Origin of the sequence: Anabaena sp. 54 (assembly GCF_017355725.1) — a bacterium.
Taxonomy (GTDB): domain Bacteria; phylum Cyanobacteriota; class Cyanobacteriia; order Cyanobacteriales; family Nostocaceae; genus Dolichospermum; species Dolichospermum heterosporum.
In genome coordinates, this window is sequence record NZ_JAAVWA010000002.1 from 163159 (window position 1) to 181637 (window position 18479).

Below are 18479 nucleotides of genomic sequence, written 5' to 3' on the forward strand. Positions count from 1 at the left end.
AATTATTTCTGATGTACCCATTCCCTAACAGCCTTCCTAATTGACCGTCTACCATTTGCCCGATTTTGTTCAATTATTTTTGGTAAATCCCGAATTTCTAAACTAGGAAATACTGAACTTTTCTCGGATTCTAGATATTCCCCAGCTTGCAAAAGATAGATTTTCAACTCACCAGAATCATAACACCAAATTTCAGAAACTCCCAAACGAGCATAAATAGGAAAACGGTCTAAAGACTTACTCGTAACATCAATTTCTAAAGCTAAGTCAGGAGGTGGATCTTTTTGCAAATCTAAATCTAATCTACCTCTAACTAATGGTTCATTTTGAAAATAAAAGCAATTATCTGCCTCTATTCCTGCCATTTTGCGTTCTTTTTTCCAGGTAGTTGAACCTAAACTTTCATAGTCTAAATCCAACTCTTCAGCGATATCTTTAACTGCATCACTAATTACTTCTTTATATTGTTCGTGTTCTGGTAAAGGGGTCATAATTTCCAAATTTCCATCATCATAAGCCACCCTAGCAGCCCGATTTTCTCCCAAATCTTGGAGAAGACTTTCAAACTGTTGCCAACTGATGTTATGAAGTATGACTCTATCAGCGCGATATTTGGTGATGGTCATTTGTATATCTAAGAATAAAATACAAGTTAATTTAATTATAGCAACTGGTATAGAGGAAAATTAAAAGTAGAATTTATGCAAATGTGATACTAAACATCTCTTTTAGGGTGCGTCAAGGTTGATAACTCAGTAACAATAAACATATTTTCAACATCTGACACACCCTAAATTGTCAACTAGAATTGGTAAGAAATACCAAGAGAAAAAACAGGATAAACACTTAACCAATTCAGATCGCTTTCTTGTTTTTTCCTTTCTGCTTCGATGTTAGTATTAATTTCCTGTTGTAAAGCAGGCGTTGCATCTGGACCAAACCCAGGTGTTAATGATACCTTTGGGGAGCCAGCAAACATTACACCTAAATTTGTGGAGAATCCCCAATGTTTACCAGGCTTCACAGCATTACCCCAACCCAGTCCAATATATGGTGCGACACTATTGGGAAAGGAAACTTTAGAGTTCAATGATGTAAGCACAGTTGTGCTGTTATAGTCTTTGTCATTGATCCTAATGGTCACACCATTCTTGGGTTTCCCAGTTCCTTCCAAATTATTATCTTGAAATACCAAACCTCCGGTCAAATGAAAACCACCATTTTTCCAAGGTAGGTAGTCAATTAAGGTAGACACATTAAATAGGTTGAGGTTAGCCTTATAATCAACATCGGACAAGCTAACATCTCTACTTATACCTAAGCCATTAATGCCTAATTTAGCATTGACATTAGGTGTTATGGACTTAGTGACTGTTGCACCAACACCTAATGTACTAATTTCAGGTGTAATTGCCCAACCGCTAGTTTTTACAGGAGTTTGGCTTGCTTCTTCGGTAGGTTTAGATTCTTCTGGCTGTGGTTTTGATGGAGTAGAACGCTCAGTACAGCGAGAATTTAAAGGATAACTTTTGCAAAATATATCTAAATCCAGTGGTCTTTTTGCCAGTAAATCACCAGCACTATAACTGAAAGTTCCTGGTTGAGGATGAGTTTCAGTTTTTTCAGGAGTGATTGATGTGGCAATAACTTCATTTGTAACTACTGGCTGAGTAATTGGTTCTGCAACAACTTCCTCAGCAATAACAACTTGATTTATTGATGTCCCCATTACCAAACCAGCAGCAACTGTCAATACAGAAGTGCTGAACTTTAGCTTATTCATTACTTGACCCTTAGTAAGATTTATTTGTTACATTGTATATTAGCAGCAATGTTTAATTATTGTAAGTACCTGTGCAAAATTTATTTTAAATTTTTACTCTTGCTTAACAAAGCTTAATGTGTGAACTTACACAGAAAAATACAAAAAAAGCCCTTGCGGTTAGGCAAGAGCTATCAAAAGCATTATATTGTCAGTAATTAAGCCTAGAAAAACCTAGTCAAGGTCAGGCATAAACATTGCTGGTTCTGTTTCACGGTTAATACCCTTCTCAAAACCACCAGCAGCAGCCCGGGCGCGACCTGCGTGCCATAAGTGACCAATGAGGAAGAAGAATCCTAAAACGAAGTGTGAAGTCGCCAACCAAGCACGAGGAGACACATAGTTGAAGGAGTTAATTTCCGTAGCCACACCACCCACAGAGTTCAAAGAACCCAAAGGCGCGTGGGTCATGTATTCAGCGGCGCGACGAGCTTGCCAAGGCTGAATATCATTCTTGATTTTTTCCAAATCAAGACCGTTAGGTCCACGAAGAGGCTCTAACCAAGGACCACGAAAATCCCAGAAGCGCATGGTTTCACCACCGAAGATGATTTCACCAGTAGGAGAGCGCATCAAGTATTTACCTAGACCGGTAGGACCTTGGGCAGAACCGACGTTAGCACCCAAACGTTGGTCACGAATCAAGAAGGTTAAAGCTTGAGCTTGAGAAGCTTCAGGACCAGTAGGACCGTAAAATTCGCTAGGGTAAACGGTGTTGTTAAACCACACCATAACGCAAGCGATGAACCCCATTAAGGAGAGCGCACCTAAGCTATAGGATAGATAAGCTTCACCAGACCAAATGGAGGCACGACGTGACCAAGCAAAAGGCTTGGTGAAGATGTGCCAAATACCACCGGCAATACAAGTTAAACCAATCCAAATGTGACCACCGATAACATCTTCCATGTTATCAACGCTAATAATCCAGCCTTCGCCACCGAAGGGAGCTTTGATTAGATAACCGAAGATGATTGCAGGGTTGAGTGTGGGATTAGTAATCACACGCACATCACCACCACCTGGGGCCCATGTATCATAAACTCCACCGAAGAACATAGCCTTCAGCACCAATAACAACGCACCGCATCCCAGGATGATCAGGTGGAAGCCGATGATGTTGGTCATCTTGTTCTTGTCTTTCCAGTCATAACCAAAGAAGGCAGAATATTCTTCTAAGGTTTCAGGACCACGAACGGCATGATAAATACCGCCAAAGCCTAGAACTGCGGAGGAAATCAGGTGAAGTACACCGACAACGAAGTAGGGGAATGTATCAAAAACTTCACCACCTGGACCAACGCCCCAACCCAGTGTGGCGAGGTGAGGAAGCAGAATCAAGCCTTGTTCATACATAGGCTTCTCTGGGACGAAGTGAGAGACTTCAAACAAAGTCATTGCTCCAGCCCAGAAGACGATTAAACCAGCATGGGCAACGTGTGCGCCAAGTAGTTTACCAGACAAATTGATTAAACGGGCGTTGCCGGACCACCAAGCGAAGCCGCTTGATTCTTGGTCGCGTCCACCACTAATAACTCTATTAGAGAGCGTTACCACGTGGAAGTACCTCCTCTGGGAATACGAACTGTTCGTGGGGTTGATCTTGAGGAGCCATCCAAGCGCGGATACCCTCGTTTAGTAAAATGTTTTTGGTATAGAAAGTTTCAAACTCTGGGTCTTCTGCTGCCCGTAATTCTTGGGAAACGAAGTCATAAGCCCGGAGGTTTAATGCTAAACCAACGATCCCAATGGAACTCATCCACAAGCCTGTCACAGGGACAAACAACATGAAGAAGTGTAACCAACGTTTGTTGGAGAAAGCAACTCCGAAAATCTGTGACCAGAAACGGTTTGCTGTCACCATGGAGTAGGTTTCTTCAGCTTGGGTAGGGTTGAAGGCGCGGAAAGTGTTTGAACCTTCGCCGTCTTCAAATAGGGTGTTTTCTACTGTGGCACCGTGAATGGCACAAAGTAAAGCTCCACCTAAGATTCCCGCTACACCCATCATGTGGAAGGGGTTGAGTGTCCAGTTGTGGAAACCTTGTAGGAATAGGAGGAAACGGAAAATTGCGGCTACTCCAAAGCTAGGTGCAAAGAACCAGCTAGATTGTCCTAAAGGATACATCAGGAACACGCTGACGAATACGGCGATAGGACCGGAGAAAGCAAGGGCGTTATAAGGACGAAGACCGACGAGACGGGCTACTTCAAATTGGCGTAACATGAAGCCAATCAAACCGAATGCGCCATGTAGGGCGACGAAAGGCCACAAACCACCGAGTTGAATCCAACGGGTGAAGTCACCTTGAGCTTCAGGACCCCACAGGAACAACAGGGAATGTCCCATGCTGTTTGCTGGTGTGGATACTGCTACTGTTAAAAAGTTAGCTCCTTCTAAGTAAGAAGATGCTAGTCCGTGGGTGTACCAGGAGGTGACGAAGGTTGTACCGGTTAGCCAACCGCCTAATGCGAGGAAGGCACAGGGGAATAGTAATATTCCTGACCAACCTACGAATACAAAGCGATCGCGCTTTAGCCAGTCGTCTAATACGTCAAACCACCCTCTACTGGGGGCGCGTCCAACTGCGATGGTCATTTACTAAAATCCTCGTTTTTACTAAAATTTCAACGTTTTTTAAGCAGTGTTTCAGCAAGTTTACTGATTTATATCATCTGCCGTGAGGAATTCAACGTTTTTTTTCAATCCTAGCAGCTTTACAGACGCTAAGATTGTGAGAACTGATTGCTTGACAAAGTGATCATTTCTCATAAATTATGACATGATCGGCTACCGTTAACCAGCAATCTAGGTTTTGGTAACGTAATGATTCTTAACTTATCACATTAGTCAGAATTTGGGCTGGATATAGAACAGGAAGTTAAATATTTTCTATCAATATCAGAATTTTAACAATTTGACACAGATTTTCTCATAAATCTTCGTAGGGGCGCAGGGCCTGCGCCCTAAATTCTCTGAATGGCCTGCGCCCTAAATTCTCTGAATGGCCTGCGCCCTAAATTCTCTGAATGGCCTGCGCCCTAAATTCTCTGAATGGCCTGCGCCCTAAATTCTCTGAATGGCCTGCGCCCTAAATTCTCTGAATGGCCTGCGCCCTGAAATCCTGCAAGTTGAGGATAAAATTCATTGTCATCTCTTCGATAACTTGCAATCCAGACTGCTTCAGTGGCAGACTTGAGAAAGATAGTCCAAGGTAGTTTAATGACCGTATCAACAACAATTAATAAAAGCGAGAACATCCTCTCTCAAAAGGTTCTTGGTTCACGTCGGTTTAGTAACTACTGGTGGGCAAGTATTGTGACTATGGGAGCCAGTGGTTTTTTCTTAGCTAGTATTTCTAGTTATCTCAAAGTTAATTTACTCATAGTTACTGATGCAACACAACTAATATTTGTCCCTCAAGGATTGGTGATGGGACTATATGGTGCTGCTGGCTTGCTATTAGCTACATATCTGTGGCTTGTAGTTCTATGGGATTTAGGTGGTGGTTATAATGAGTTCAATCGGGAAACGGGGACATTAAAAATCTTTCGTTGGGGGTTTCCCGGAAAAAATCGTCAAATCCAAATTGACGGCAGGATTTCAGATGTACAATCTGTCAAGATTTTGATTAAGGAAGGTCTGAATCCTCAACGCGCTTTATATCTTCGGGTTAAAGGTAGACGGGATATTCCCCTTACACGAGTAGGTCAACCCTTATCTTTGGCAGATTTGGAAACCCAAGGTGCGGAATTAGCTCGTTTTTTAGGAGTATCTTTAGAAGGACTCTAGGAATTTTGGATTTTGGATTGGTGAACAATAAGAATCAGATCCCCGACTTCTTAGAGAAGTCGGGGATCTGAGGTCAAGTTATTTTCACAATTTAAAATCCAAACTTCAGGAATGGGCAAGAACAAATTAAGATATTTTGATTAATGCAGTCACTAACAATGCGGTTTAAATTTCCACAATTTTTTGTAGTTCTATTGATGATTGGCGCTTTAACTTTGGGAGGATGTGCGAGTAATACAACATCGTCTAGTGCATCCCCAACTGCAACAGCTACCTCAGACACGACTACTAGTGCAAAAACAGTATCAGAAACTATTAGCGAGAGTGTTCCTGGAATCAAAGGTTTACCACGTCTTGAAGGTAAGGCTACGGTGGTGATGACGGTGAAGCGTGGAGAAGTAGTTAATCCCACACAAATTGAGATTGAAATAGATGGGACAAATGCACCAATTACTGGCGGTAATTTTGTGGATTTGGTACAAAAAGGTGTTTATGACGGTTTAGTATTCCATCGTGTTGTGCGCGAACCTCAGCCTTTTGTAGTTCAAGGTGGAGATCCACAAGGTAAAGACCCCAAATTTCCCGAAAGTAGATTGGGAACCGGTGGTTATATTGATCCTCAAACTGGAAATGAGCGTCGGATACCGTTAGAAATTAAACCAAAAGGCGCAAAAGATCCTATTTACAGTAAGACTATTACTGAGAAGCCTGTGTTACAGCACAAGCAAGGAGCGATCGCTATGGCTAGATCACAATCCCCGGATTCTGCTTCTTCTCAATTTTACTTTGCTTTAGCAGATTTATCGTTCTTGGATGGTAACTATGCCGTGTTTGGTAATGTTACTAAAGGTTTTGAGGTAGTTAACAAAATCCAGCAAGGCGATCGCATTGAGTCTGCTAAAGTCACGAAAGGTGCAGAAAATCTGAAAATTCCTCAGTAGTTAGTGGTCAGTTGTCAGTTGTTGATTTGTGATTTTATAAGTATTCTGACTTCTGACTTCTGACTCCTGAGAAAGGGCGCAGGCCCTGCGCCCCTACCTCCTGACTCCTCAGTTATTATATAAAATCTAAAATTGGTTAAAGTTGTTGTTACTGGGATTGGTTTAGTTTCTGCTTTAGGTAAAAGCTTAGAAGATAGTTGGCAAAATTTATTATTAGGAAAAACGGGGATTAAATTACATCAAATATTTCCAGAATTGGGAATATTTCCCCTGGGATTAATTGCTGAAAAACCCTCTTTATTAAATACACTCGCAGAAATAGTTGTTAATTCAGCCCTACAAGATGCCGAATTGGTAGCACCTTTGTTTGATTGTGCTGTAGTAATTGGTTCTAGTCGGGGTTATCAAGCATCTTGGGAGATCATGGCACGACAGATGTATCAGGAAGAGGCAGAATCAAACTTAGACAATTGGTTAAATACTCTACCGCAAATGAATGCGATCGCTATAGCCCAAAAAATAGGCTCAACAGCAGCAGTTTTAGCACCAATGGCTGCTTGTGCAACGGGAATTTGGGCGATCGCTCAGGCTACAATGTTAATTAAAACCGGGCAATACCAACGAGTAATTACAGGGGCAATAGAAGCACCCATAACCCCCCTAACAATTGCCGGATTTAGGCAAATGGGGGCTTTAGCCAAAACAGGTGCTTATCCCTTTGACTTACAGCGAGAAGGCTTGGTACTAGGTGAAGGTGGTGCTATTTTGATTCTTGAATCTGCGGAGTTAGCAGCCCAACGACAAGCTAAAATTTATGGAGAAATATTAGGTTTTGGCTTGACAGCAGACGCATATCATGGAAACTCACCAGAACCATTAGGTAAAAGTGCCATCATAGCCATTAAGCAATGTTTAGAACGTAGTCATATTTCACTCACAGACATAGACTATATTCACACTCATGGTACAGCCACCCAGTTAAATGACCGGATAGAAAGTAAAATTATTCAACACTTATTTTCACCAAAATTAGCGATTAGTTCCACCAAAGGTAGCACAGGTCATACATTAGGAGCATCAGGAGCTTTAGGTGTAGCCTTTTCACTCATGGCATTGCAACAGCAAATTTTGCCCCCCTGCGTAGGACTTCAGCAACCAGAATTTAATTTAAACTTCATCCCTTCAGCACAAGAAAGTAAAATTCAGCAAGTCCTATGTTTTAGCTTTGGTTTTGGTGGACAAAATGCTGTGATAGCTTTAGGGAATTAAGGATCAATCATGAAAGAACTAGAAATACTTAAAAACTTATATTCTCAAGACTTAGAAACCAGAAAAAACTGGTATTCTCATGTAGCAGAAACTTATAATAAATTCAGACCTCGCTATCCACAAGAAATTATTAATGGTGCTGTACAAGCAGCCCAACTTTCCAGCAAAGCTAATATTCTAGAATTAGGTTGTGGACCAGGAAATGCAACTTTAGCATTTGCTCAATTAGGTTTTTCTATGATCTGTCTAGAACCAAATTTAGCAGCTTGTAATTTAGCAAGAAAAAACTGTGAAATGTATCCACAGGTAGAAATACATCAGACAACCTTTGAAGAATGGGAACTAGAACCTGGAAAATTTGATGCTGTTTTAGCAGCAACTTCTTACCATTGGATTAATCCTGAATTTGGTAATCTCAAGATTAATCAAGCTTTACAGAATGATGGGTCTTTAATTTTGCTGTGGAATATGATACCACAACCAGAATATGAAATATATCAAAGTTTCCGAGAAATTTATCAAAAATATGCTCCAACCTTGGATAGATATGAAGATATAGAAACTCAAAAAGAGATAGTACAGTCTTTAGGACAAAAAGCTATTGACTCAGGTAAATTCAAAAATTTAGTTTCCGAACAAGTTGTCTGTAAGGCTAATTATTGTATGGATGACTTTATATTACTTTTAAGCACTTACACTCCATACTTAAAACTAGATATAGAAACTAGAAATTGTTTATTTACAGAATTACGAAGAAAGATTGAAAATAACTATGGAGGAAATATACAAATCGCCTATATCTCAGCCTTTCAAGTTGCCAAAAAAGCTGAGATATAGTTTAATTGATAGCCTTTCTTTTCATTTTCGGGAATGTGTAAATGAACTTATTTACACACCCTCTACCAAAGCACTATATTCATCTGCTGTTAATGTATCCTCATTCACTTCATCAGGGTCATTGATACGAACTTTTAAGAACCAACCCTCACCGTAAGGATCTTCAGTTACTTGTTCTGGATCATTTATTAAAGCTTCATTGCGTTCTACAACTGTACCAGTAACAGGTGAATTCAAGTCTTCAACAGCCTTCACGGATTCAATAGAACCAAATGTCTCTCCCTTGGTAATAACATCACCAATATCTGGCAGTTCCAAAAAGACAATATCACCTAATTGTTCTATAGCAAACGCAGTAATACCAATAGTGGCAATTTCTCCATCTAAACGAACATATTCATGGGAATCTAAGTAGCGAAAATCCTGGGGATATTCTAAAGACATATCACTTTCTCTTCCACGTTAAAAAAATAGTGTTACAAGAGTAACCTAAAAGACATTATTCCTCAAAAACCTCAAAGATTATCAGTTAATAACACGATTCTTTGAGCGATAAAATGGGCGTTTCACAACCACCGCAGGGTAAGCTTTACCGCGAATTTCCACATCTAGCTGCTGCTTAAGCTTTGCTAATTGGGTGGGAACGTAAGCTAAGGCTATGGGATAACCGAGTGTCAGGGAGATAGTACCACTTGTCACTTCTCCTACGACTTGTTTAGATGATAATACGGGGTAGCCATGACGAGGAATATTGCGTCCTTGTGTTTGCAAACCGACCAGTTTACGAGATATTCCTTGGGCTTGCTGCTGGATTAAAACCTCTCTGCCAATAAAATCACTTTTGGTATCTAAATGTACCAACCAACCTAAGCCAGCTTCTAGCGGTGTGGTGGTATCGTCAATATCTTGCCCATAAAGTGCCATTGCAGCTTCTAAGCGAAGGGTATCTCTACAACCAAGTCCGCAGGGAATAACACCAGCATTATATAAACTTTGCCACAAATCTATCCCAACGGAGGCATCCACCATCACTTCAAAACCATCTTCGCCAGTGTAACCTGTGCGGGCGAGGAATGCGTGTTTGCCAAAAATGGTCGTTTCTAAATGCCCAAAAGCCTTAATGGGTGATAAGTCTGTTGTGACTAGGGATTGCAGATGATGAGTTGCTGTTGGTCCTTGAACGGCAATTAAGATTTTATCCCGTGATAGGTCTTGAAATTGGACTACATCAAGATCAAGATGTGCCAATAGCCATTTTTTGTCTTTGTCGGTAGTTGAGGCGTTGACGATGATGACTAAATTTTGCGTACCAGTGCTGTCTATATCTTGGTAATAAATAATGATGTCGTCAATGATTCCGCCTTGGGGGTTAAGCAATACGGTATATTGTGCTTGTCCAGGTTGTAACCGACTTAAATCGGAGGGAACTAAATACTCCAGTTGGGAAATCAGGTTTTTACCTTGGAGGGTAAATTTGCCCATGTGAGAAATATCGAACATTCCAGCGGTATTCCTAACGGCATGGTGTTCTTGGGTGATACTGCTATATTGTATGGGCATTTCCCAGCCCCCAAAGCTGGTAAATCTGGCTTTGAGTTCTACACTCATTTGATATAAAGGGGTTCGTGTCAGAGATTGGGAAGCAGGGAAATTTTGGGGGGTTTCCCCATGAGCAACTGGCAACGAGGTAATATTTTCTTGATTAGCCACAGGTAGTTATTTATATTGACGTTTACGTGCGATCGCATCTCAACATTTATCTATCCTACGAGATCGTTGTTAATTTAGCAGAAAATCACTTCTGCATCCTTCCTGCGGTTTAATGATTAATGGTGGAATTGTTGAGATTTATTAAGCAAAAATTATGAAGTATCGCTCAATCTTGGCTAGTGTGATTTTAGCTCTAGTGTTGTTTGTGTTTCCCTTATCAGCGCAAGCAGCAAGTTCTTCTAGTGTTACTAATTCTCTTGTAAATAAGGGAGTCGGGGGGAAGGACTTTTCTGGACAAAGTTTAATTGGGATTGAGTTTACAAGCGTGAAATTAGAAAATACTAATTTTAGCACTGCTGATTTACGTGGTGCTGTATTTAACGGTGTTTTATTGGATACTGTAAATTTTCATGGTGTGGATTTTAGTCAAGGAATTGCTTATTTATCAAGATTCAAAGATGCCGATTTAAGTGATGCAGTTTTTACAGAGGCGATGATGTTGCGTTCTACTTTTGATGCAGTTGATGTCACTGGTGCTGATTTTACCAATGCAATTTTAGATATGCTACAGGTGAAAAAGCTCTGTGTTAATGCCAGTGGTGTAAATTCTAAAACTGGTGTAGATACTCGTCAATCTTTAGGATGTAAGTAAAAACCCCATATCCCCTTCATTAATCAGAAGGGGCGTTAAGAATAATTGAGTAATTCTTAAATTCTTGTATCTATGCTAAAAGGATATTTTACAATTTTTATACCTTCTAGTCTGTGGATAATCCACATAAAATTCCATGTCTAAAAAAGCTGTATTATCTTATGTCGTAGATCGGAATACAGGTCTATGGAAAGCCTTAAGCGGTTGCAGTGCTTCCCAACAACAAATTTCCGGTTCTCAAGTTTACGGGATAGATCGGAAAGTTTGAAAGCCCCTGAGAAACAGGAACGAAGTTCCGTCTTTCGTGCTTTAGACAGGGGATGAAAAACGGCACGGGCGGTTTTAACCGCCTTCAATATTTCACCATCAATCACCTTGACAATCTTAATGCACGAAATGTAAGTAGGTAAACAGAAAAATTTAAAGGTATATAACGGTATGTAAAGTTGTCTCAATGCGAGATTCTGATTGAGTTTCAGCCATTTTAAAAAATGCAATACCCCTCATTTTTATTTTGTTTACCTACTTAGGTAGTCCTACTCTCAATAATCCTGGTTTAGTGGCTGGGAGTACAGGAGTTAAATTTGACGGTGTTAATGATGGAATTGCTATTCCCGATCATAATAATATTAACCTTCTAGCCACCACCGCCCGGAGTATTGAACTTTGGTTTAAAGCCGATGATCTCACAGGTAAACAGGTTATCTATGAAGAAGGTGGCACAGGAAGTGGTCTCAATATTTATCTCGATGGTGATCAATTAAAACTCAGTGCATGGTCTGGAAATGCAGGAGAATGGTTAGCGACTCAAGTAGTTAAAGACAATAAATATCACGTTGTCTTGAGTTTTGATCAAGGTAACTTAACAGGTTATCTCAATGGGGCATCATTTGGGACTGTCACCACCAACTTTACCAGCATACCTGTCCATAGTGAGGATATTGGTATTGGTTACATGAAACAAGATACCCGTTTATCCGATACTGTGAGGCTTACGGGTGATGGTAATTATTTTAATGGCGTAATTGATGAAGTAGCCCTCTATAATGTGGGGTTATCTCCTGAAAGAGCGATCGCTAATTATGCAAGCGGATTTACCCAAGGCTTAAAAGTTGAAACTTTTAATAATATTAATTTAGCAGGTGATCATCCTCAAGGATTAAAAACCATTGTGGATCAAAGTTCTAATCACAACAATGGTTATTTTCGAGGTGTTGTATCTCCTGATCAATCTCAAGTAAATTCTTGGAGTAGTAAACTTGTAGCTTACAAAAATGACTATAGCAGTGTTTTCACTCCTACTACCCAATCAGGTACAAATACCATTGATTTAGTAGCTGGAAAACTCTATAAAGTTGAATTAGATGCACAAAGTTTAAATGGAGTTAGCACACCTCAACTGCAATGGAATTATACTGGAGTAAGTAATCAAATTATTCCTACTTCTGCTTTATTTACCGATGCTCAAGTAGAGACAGATTGGAAAGTTAGTGGTGGTAAAATCGGGACTAGCTTTCTTAATACTGATGCAGATGGAGCGTTAGAATTTTTCAATACCACAGGCGATCGCTATGCCATTTCACAGCCTTATGATCTTAGTCAAGGTGGAAACCTAAGTTTTAGTTTAATTTTAGGTGGTAACAGCACCATTAATAACGTAAGTGGTGTTCAGTCAGTTGCCAATGGTTCAACCAATGGAGATACTGTAGACGACAATAAGGCCATTAAACTGGAATATTCTATTGATAATGGCAATACCTGGGTATTGTTGGATAGCTTTACTTCTAAGTCAGAGGGCGGAAACTGGCATAATGTCGTTATAGACTTACCGACGAAAGCGCAAACTCAATCTACTCGGTTTAAATGGTCACAACCTAGTTATGTCCTAGATAATTGGGCAATTGATAATGTTGGTGTAGTCACCAACTCCAATAATGTATGGGCGGATATCAAAGGTGCAGACGTATTAAAAGCACAAAAAGATAATGGAACTACCATCGGTAATGGCGAAGCCCTTTATTTTACTGGTAAACCCTTTGCAATTGTCACTCCTCTGCCAGATGTATCTCTATCTCTATTAAAAGATTCCTTTGCTAACTTGATTACGGGAGACTTTAATGGTGATGGTAAAACAGATTTTCTTCGTCAACAAAAATTCCAATGGAGTTATGATAACCAATTAGTTACGACTTATCTTTCTCAAGGTGATGGTACTTTTAATACTGTAAATACTAATTACCCGTCCTCTGTTGCTAATGACTTTTCAGCTATAATTCAAACAGGGGATTTTAATGGAGATCCCTATCAAGATTCTTTACGGTCTGATCCAGGCGTAAATATCATTACCGGATATTGTAGGAGACTACAACGGCGATGGTGCAGGTGACTTTCTCCGTCAAGAAAGAGGGACTTGGGGTGATGACTATGCTAATACTTACCAAACCTATCTTTCTAAGCTAAATCAAACAAATCAGCGTTATGCTACTACCCAATCTTTAAATACCACTGACACAAAAGCGTTACAGTTTGACTTTGTTTTTGGACAAAAATATACAGCGGGAAATCCTTTCAGTTACGAAGGCTCTACCTATGGTGATGAAGATGTAATATCAACCACAGGAGATGCACCAGAAGCAGGGGAAGATGTGTTAGTTTCCTATTCCACCAATGGCGGTCAAACTTGGACGACTTTAACCACCTTATTAGCTAGTAATTACGCCACTAAATACACTAATTGGACTCCCCAAGCGATCGCTTTACCCGATGCAGCTAAAACTGATCATACTCAATTCCGTTGGCAACAAACTAATTTTACCAATACGGGTGATGATACTTGGGCGATTGATAATATTACCCTAGTGGTCTGTCATTTTTCTATTTGTGGATAAAGACGCTTAAGACGGATACGGGCATCTGCGGTTGTGAACAATCAGGAAAAACCTATATTTGTAGGGGTAAAGCAAGAGCTTCATTGGTGTCAACTTAAGCTCAAATCCCTACCACATCTCGTTCCTAGTCTCTGACTAGGAATGCAGTTGATGAGGCTCTGCCTCTAGGTAATTTTGGCGATCGCTCAAATTAGATCATTTCTGAGTAGGTGAACACAATAAAACCAATCTATGTAAAGAAAAGTAAAATCGCCCAAACCCTCTTCACTCTTGCATGATTGCCTCTTGCCTTGCCATAACGACGATTTTCAATGCTAACCTACTTATAGCAACCTCGTTGATAAATAGAAAAGATTATCAATTAATTATTAAGAAAATCTAAAGGCAATTGCTAAAACTTATAAATATCAAAAGTATTATTAATTTTATATAATTCAAGCTTATCATATAGCCATTATGAATAATCTATCTGATAAATAGCATCTAGGATAAAACTAAGAGCATATTATTAGATTATAGTTGTGCGATAGCGAAGCTATCCAATCTTGTGGGATGTGGGATGATGGGCATACTATGGCTAACGCCACGCTACGCTAACGACAAGCTCAGTACAAGTCTTGCCGGTCCTCACGTGAGTTCGACATAACGATAATTTGTGGAAAACTCACCCCACGTAGGAGTCTCAAGCCCTTATTCTCTCGTTGAAAAAATCATAACTCCGTTCGCGTAGCGTCTCCGAAGGAGAAACTCCGAACTCCTAACTCACGTGTCCTCGTATTATTAGCGGGCAAGATGCCCGCACCACAAGAAATTTTGGGATATTTTTTTAATTGGAAGTCTCTAATAGCCATTATACTATATATTAATACTTAAGTTTATTGGTAATTTGTGTTATTTATTTAACTATTGTTAATGAGATTTTAGAACCTTACGCATATTACATAATGAAGTACGGAAAGTCAGGGTAAAAAAATTTTGCTTATTGACTTTTATTCTTAAAAAGTTTATAGTTTTTGATGGAGTTAATTGCAAGTAATTTGCAAAAGTATTGAACATAATTCTTAGTGGGGTAAAAAAATGGTAGTGGGTAAAAAAAGCTTTTGGGGTGTTGGTGGCGGATTGTTAGCATTGACAGGAATAGTGTTGAGCGGTTTGGATTCTCCGCATCTAGCCATAGCTAACCCTTTGCAAAATCAACCAGCACCACGCTTAATTGCTCAGAAAATCAACCCTTTAACTATAGTTTTTCCCACTCGCTCTGATTCTACTGACTTGCAAAATAAAGCTAATAATGTAGCTGCCTTTTTGTCTAAGGAATTAGGCATACCCGTTAAAGCGCAAGTAGGTGATGAGACAGCCGCAGTAGAAGCTTTAAGAGCGAATCGGGCTGATGTAGCATTTTTAAGTAGTCGTCCGGCTTTAAAGGCTGAACAATTAGCAAATTCTCGGTTATATTTGGCAGAAGTTCGCAAAAATTACTCTGGTAGATATACTTATAATTCTATTTTTGTTGTTCCTAGTAACAGCCAATTGAAAAGTAAAAATTCTCCAAAAGCAACTTTAGAACAACTCAGAGGAAAAACTATTGCTTTTACTTCTCCTACATCTGGTTCCGGGTTTCTTTTTCCAGTGAGTGAGTTAGTAAAACAGGGTTTCGTGCCTAACCGCGATCGCTTGGAAAGCTTCTTTGGTAAAGTTAGTTATGGTGGAAATTATAGTAAAGCTTTAGATGCTGTAATTAGAGGTCAAGCGGATGTAGCTGTAGTCTCAGAATATGCTCTTTTCCCTCCCTATTTGGCGGCTGAAAATAGAGATAAAGTCAGGATATTACATAAAATTTCCGGTGTTCCGGCTCATGGTATTGCCATTGATGATGATGTTCCAGTTGTTACAAGAGAAAAGCTAATTAATGCTTTGTTGAAGTTAAATAAATCAGAAAATAATCAATTACTAAGCAGTTTATATAATTCCACAGAATTGGTAAGAGTTGATCATAATCGTCATCTTCAACCAGTGCGAGAAGCACTAAAAAATGCGGGAATGGAATAATACTTTAGAGGTCAGCATTAAGAATTAGGAATTAGGAATATTGCCAATAAAATTCTTAATTCTGACGAAATTATGATTTTTTGATGAAACTTTCACAAAACTAGCTATGACTCTTGACTCTCAAGTAATTACAAATTATCATTTATCCACAAGTAACGTGAATTTTATTGAATGTTGTCATTTGCAAACAGGTTATATTTCATCTCTACAGCGACCAATTTTAAATAATATTAATTGCCAAATTGATCAAGGTGAATTTGTAGTCTTGCTAGGATTGAATGGGGCAGGTAAATCAACATTATTAAAATCACTTGTGGGTTTAGTTCCCTTGATTAAGGGGGAAATTAAAATTAATGGTGTGTCTGTAAGTGAGCAAAACTTACCGCAAATCCGTCGAGATGTGGGAATGCTATTTCAGGGAGGGGGGTTAATTCGCCAATTATCAGCAATTGATAATGTTTTGTGTGGCAGGTTGGGGGTGAGAAAAACGAGGCAAACTTTATGGGGATTTGGGCAACGCGATCGCCCATTAGCCTTAGAATTATTAACACAACTAGGTTTGCAAGAACAAGCATATCAAAAAACTAGTAAATTAAGCGGTGGACAACAACAAAAAGTAGCGATCGCTAGAGCATTAATGCAATCTCCACAAATACTTTTAGCCGATGAACCCACCACAGGTTTAGATGTGGTAGCCTCACAACAAGTCATGGCAACTTTATCAGAATTGCATCAACAAGGATTAACTATAATTACCGTTTTACATGACTTAGCTCTAGCTAAAGAATACGCTCAAAGAGCGATTATTTTAGATAATGGAAAAGTAGTTTATGATGGCAAATGTGAAAATTTACAACAGCGATTTTTATCAACTAAGTAGGTTGGCGTTGAAAATTGTCGTTATGGCAAGGCAAAAGGCAAGAGGCAAGAGGCAAGAGTGAAGAGGTTTTGGGCGATTTTACGTTTCTTTACACAGTTTGGTTTTATTGTGTTCACCTACTTATCTAAATAGGGTTTGCTGAAAACCCACATTCAGCAGGTGTTTTTTGAATTTTCGGAATTATCCATAACCCAATGATAACAAGGCTTTCAGACAATGACACGCAATTCTATATTAGGGCGATGCCTTCGGCGCGGCGTAGCCATCGCCGATATACTTAAAGTTAGAATCAAGTTTATTGAGAATAATGTCAATAAATTAGTTGGTTTGAGATTAAATTCATTGAATACCTCCATGTATGGCAAAAAGCATAAAGTGGTTATTATGATTGGGTTTTAGCTGTTTTATGAAATTCTTTTTTTGACAAAATAACCTGCTGGGGAAAATATTTTGAGTATATTTACTCATGCTGAATGTGGGTTTCAAACATCCTCTAAGGGACTTCCAATTAAAAAAATACCCAAAAATTTCTTGTGGTGCGGGCATCTTGCCTGCTAATCATCAAGGACAGGCAGGATGCCCATCCCACAAAATTGGGTAATTTATTTTTTGGTGTTCCCTAACGCCACGCTGCGCTATCAGCAAACCCTAAATAAAATAATTAAAATTATATGGAGTAATTTAAAAAATGAAAAAATTTTCTAATTCACAAATTTTTCATCGTTATCCTTGGTTTATGCCTTCACTTGTCTTCCTATTAATGATAGGAGTTTACACTTGGGCATTACAAGGATTAAAAGTTGATCTGAAATTATTAAAAGATAGCTGGCCTTTTATCACAGACTTCATTTCTCGGTTATTTCCTCCCAACTTGCAAGTTTTAGACATTGCCATTAAAGGATTAATTGAAACCGTGCAGATGTCCGTCTGGGGAACATCCATAGGTGCAGTTTTATCCTTACCAATTGCCATAGCCAGTTCTAATAATATCGCCCCTTTATGGTTAAGATGGATAGCAAACTTACTGCAAAATGCTGTGCGTTCCGTACCTTCAATTATCTTAGGTTTAATCTTTGTAGCTGCTACAGGTTTAGGCGCACCCGCTGGAACATTGGCATTATCAATATATACTATTGGCTATCTTGCTAAATTTTATCAACAAGCGATAGAATCAGTAGATTATCATTCCTTAGAGTCTTTACAGGTAATTGGAGCATCAAAAATACAAATTGCTCAGTATGGGATATTGCCGCAAATATTACCTTTAGGATTAGGTTATACCCTATGGATGTTTGAATATAACATTCGTGCTGCTTCAGTTTTAGGAGTAGTTGGTGCTGGGGGAATAGGATTTCAATTAAAAAGCTATATAGATGGTTTTGAATATACCAAAGCCACAACCATGATGTTAGTGCTATTAGTAGTAGTCACAGTTATTGATTGGTTTAGTAGTAAATTACGCCGATACTTAGAGTCAATTTAGTATTTATCTGCGTTTATCTGCGTTTATCTGCGTTCAATTATTCCAAAAATCGGCGTTGCTGAATTAGGGTATGAAATTGAAAAATCAATGATTTCAAACTCTTACTCTCTGCGACTGGAGCGCCTCTGCGTGAAACAAAATCATACTCTTAACCAGCA

At 39.2% G+C, this 18479-nt stretch carries 18 protein-coding genes; 12 read left to right on the forward strand and 6 right to left on the reverse strand.

Annotated elements, in window-relative coordinates; genetic code table 11:
- Positions 1–2: 2 nt before the first annotated feature.
- The 4 genes from HEQ36_RS03275 to psbD form a co-directional block, all read right to left on the reverse strand.
- On the reverse strand, positions 3–626 hold the full coding sequence (locus tag HEQ36_RS03275) for a Uma2 family endonuclease (RefSeq protein WP_053538237.1): 624 nt from the start codon (positions 624–626) through the stop codon (positions 3–5).
- A gap of 176 nt (positions 627–802) precedes the next feature.
- On the reverse strand, positions 803–1783 hold the full coding sequence (locus tag HEQ36_RS03280; RefSeq protein WP_053538236.1) for a hypothetical protein: 981 nt from the start codon (positions 1781–1783) through the stop codon (positions 803–805).
- Positions 1784–1996: 213 nt separating this feature from the next.
- Positions 1997–3379 carry a photosystem II reaction center protein CP43 gene (psbC, locus tag HEQ36_RS03285; RefSeq protein ID WP_168637227.1) on the reverse strand — a complete coding sequence of 461 codons (1383 nt, stop codon included), beginning with the start codon at positions 3377–3379 and terminating at the stop codon, positions 1997–1999.
- Complete coding sequence (psbD, locus tag HEQ36_RS03290) at positions 3363–4418, reverse strand: photosystem II D2 protein (photosystem q(a) protein) (protein WP_015080309.1); 1056 nt, start codon at positions 4416–4418, stop codon at positions 3363–3365. Before psbD ends, psbC begins: the two co-directional genes overlap by 17 nt.
- A 624-nt stretch (positions 4419–5042) precedes the next feature.
- Between psbD and HEQ36_RS03295 the strand changes: the two genes are divergently transcribed.
- The 4 genes from HEQ36_RS03295 (at position 5043) to HEQ36_RS03310 (ending at position 8659) form a co-directional block, all read left to right on the forward strand.
- Positions 5043–5612 (forward strand): photosystem I assembly protein Ycf4, encoded by a 570-nt coding sequence (locus HEQ36_RS03295; RefSeq protein ID WP_027402431.1) that lies wholly within the window; start codon positions 5043–5045, stop codon positions 5610–5612.
- A gap of 158 nt (positions 5613–5770) precedes the next feature.
- Positions 5771–6553 carry a peptidylprolyl isomerase gene (locus HEQ36_RS03300; RefSeq protein ID WP_053538234.1) on the forward strand — a complete coding sequence of 261 codons (783 nt, stop codon included), beginning with the start codon at positions 5771–5773 and terminating at the stop codon, positions 6551–6553.
- Between the two features lie 132 nt (positions 6554–6685).
- Positions 6686–7822: a beta-ketoacyl-ACP synthase gene (locus HEQ36_RS03305; RefSeq protein ID WP_168637228.1), complete on the forward strand. Its 1137-nt coding sequence runs from the start codon at positions 6686–6688 to the stop codon at positions 7820–7822.
- Between the two features lie 9 nt (positions 7823–7831).
- Complete coding sequence (locus HEQ36_RS03310; protein ID WP_053538232.1) at positions 7832–8659, forward strand: class I SAM-dependent methyltransferase; 828 nt, start codon at positions 7832–7834, stop codon at positions 8657–8659.
- Between the two features lie 51 nt (positions 8660–8710).
- Here HEQ36_RS03310 and gcvH read toward each other — a convergent pair whose 3' ends face one another.
- Both gcvH and gcvT read right to left on the reverse strand, forming a co-directional pair.
- Positions 8711–9103: a glycine cleavage system protein GcvH gene (gene gcvH / locus HEQ36_RS03315; RefSeq protein WP_053538231.1), complete on the reverse strand. Its 393-nt coding sequence runs from the start codon at positions 9101–9103 to the stop codon at positions 8711–8713.
- Positions 9104–9184: 81 nt separating this feature from the next.
- On the reverse strand, positions 9185–10342 hold the full coding sequence (gene gcvT / locus HEQ36_RS03320; protein WP_205748657.1) for a glycine cleavage system aminomethyltransferase GcvT: 1158 nt from the start codon (positions 10340–10342) through the stop codon (positions 9185–9187).
- A 181-nt stretch (positions 10343–10523) separates the two neighbouring features.
- On the opposite strand from gcvT, the gene HEQ36_RS03325 reads away from it, so the two are divergent.
- From HEQ36_RS03325 to phnE, 8 genes are all read left to right on the forward strand, one after another.
- Positions 10524–11021, forward strand: a complete 498-nt coding sequence (locus HEQ36_RS03325) for a pentapeptide repeat-containing protein (RefSeq protein WP_053538230.1) — start codon at positions 10524–10526, stop codon at positions 11019–11021.
- Positions 11022–11157: 136 nt separating this feature from the next.
- Entirely contained in the window at positions 11158–11289 is a 132-nt protein-coding gene (locus HEQ36_RS03330; protein WP_267902216.1) for a hypothetical protein, read from the forward strand.
- Positions 11290–11535: 246 nt separating this feature from the next.
- Positions 11536–13407 (forward strand): LamG-like jellyroll fold domain-containing protein, encoded by a 1872-nt coding sequence (locus HEQ36_RS03335; protein ID WP_053538229.1) that lies wholly within the window; start codon positions 11536–11538, stop codon positions 13405–13407.
- The gene (locus HEQ36_RS25970) at positions 13373–13909 is read left to right on the forward strand and encodes a hypothetical protein (RefSeq protein WP_325064642.1); all 537 of its coding nucleotides are present in this window, start codon (positions 13373–13375) and stop codon (positions 13907–13909) included. The genes HEQ36_RS03335 and HEQ36_RS25970 overlap by 35 nt, the downstream gene beginning before the upstream one ends.
- Before the next feature lie 1077 nt (positions 13910–14986).
- The gene (locus HEQ36_RS03345; protein ID WP_053538227.1) at positions 14987–15958 is read left to right on the forward strand and encodes a phosphate/phosphite/phosphonate ABC transporter substrate-binding protein; all 972 of its coding nucleotides are present in this window, start codon (positions 14987–14989) and stop codon (positions 15956–15958) included.
- A 106-nt stretch (positions 15959–16064) separates the two neighbouring features.
- Entirely contained in the window at positions 16065–16838 is a 774-nt protein-coding gene (locus tag HEQ36_RS03350) for a phosphonate ABC transporter ATP-binding protein (protein WP_053538226.1), read from the forward strand.
- A gap of 216 nt (positions 16839–17054) precedes the next feature.
- Positions 17055–17237: a hypothetical protein gene (locus HEQ36_RS03355; RefSeq protein ID WP_199924385.1), complete on the forward strand. Its 183-nt coding sequence runs from the start codon at positions 17055–17057 to the stop codon at positions 17235–17237.
- Between the two features lie 289 nt (positions 17238–17526).
- Positions 17527–18321 (forward strand): phosphonate ABC transporter, permease protein PhnE, encoded by a 795-nt coding sequence (gene phnE, locus HEQ36_RS03360; RefSeq protein ID WP_053538224.1) that lies wholly within the window; start codon positions 17527–17529, stop codon positions 18319–18321.
- The last annotated feature ends 158 nt before the right edge of the window (positions 18322–18479 follow it).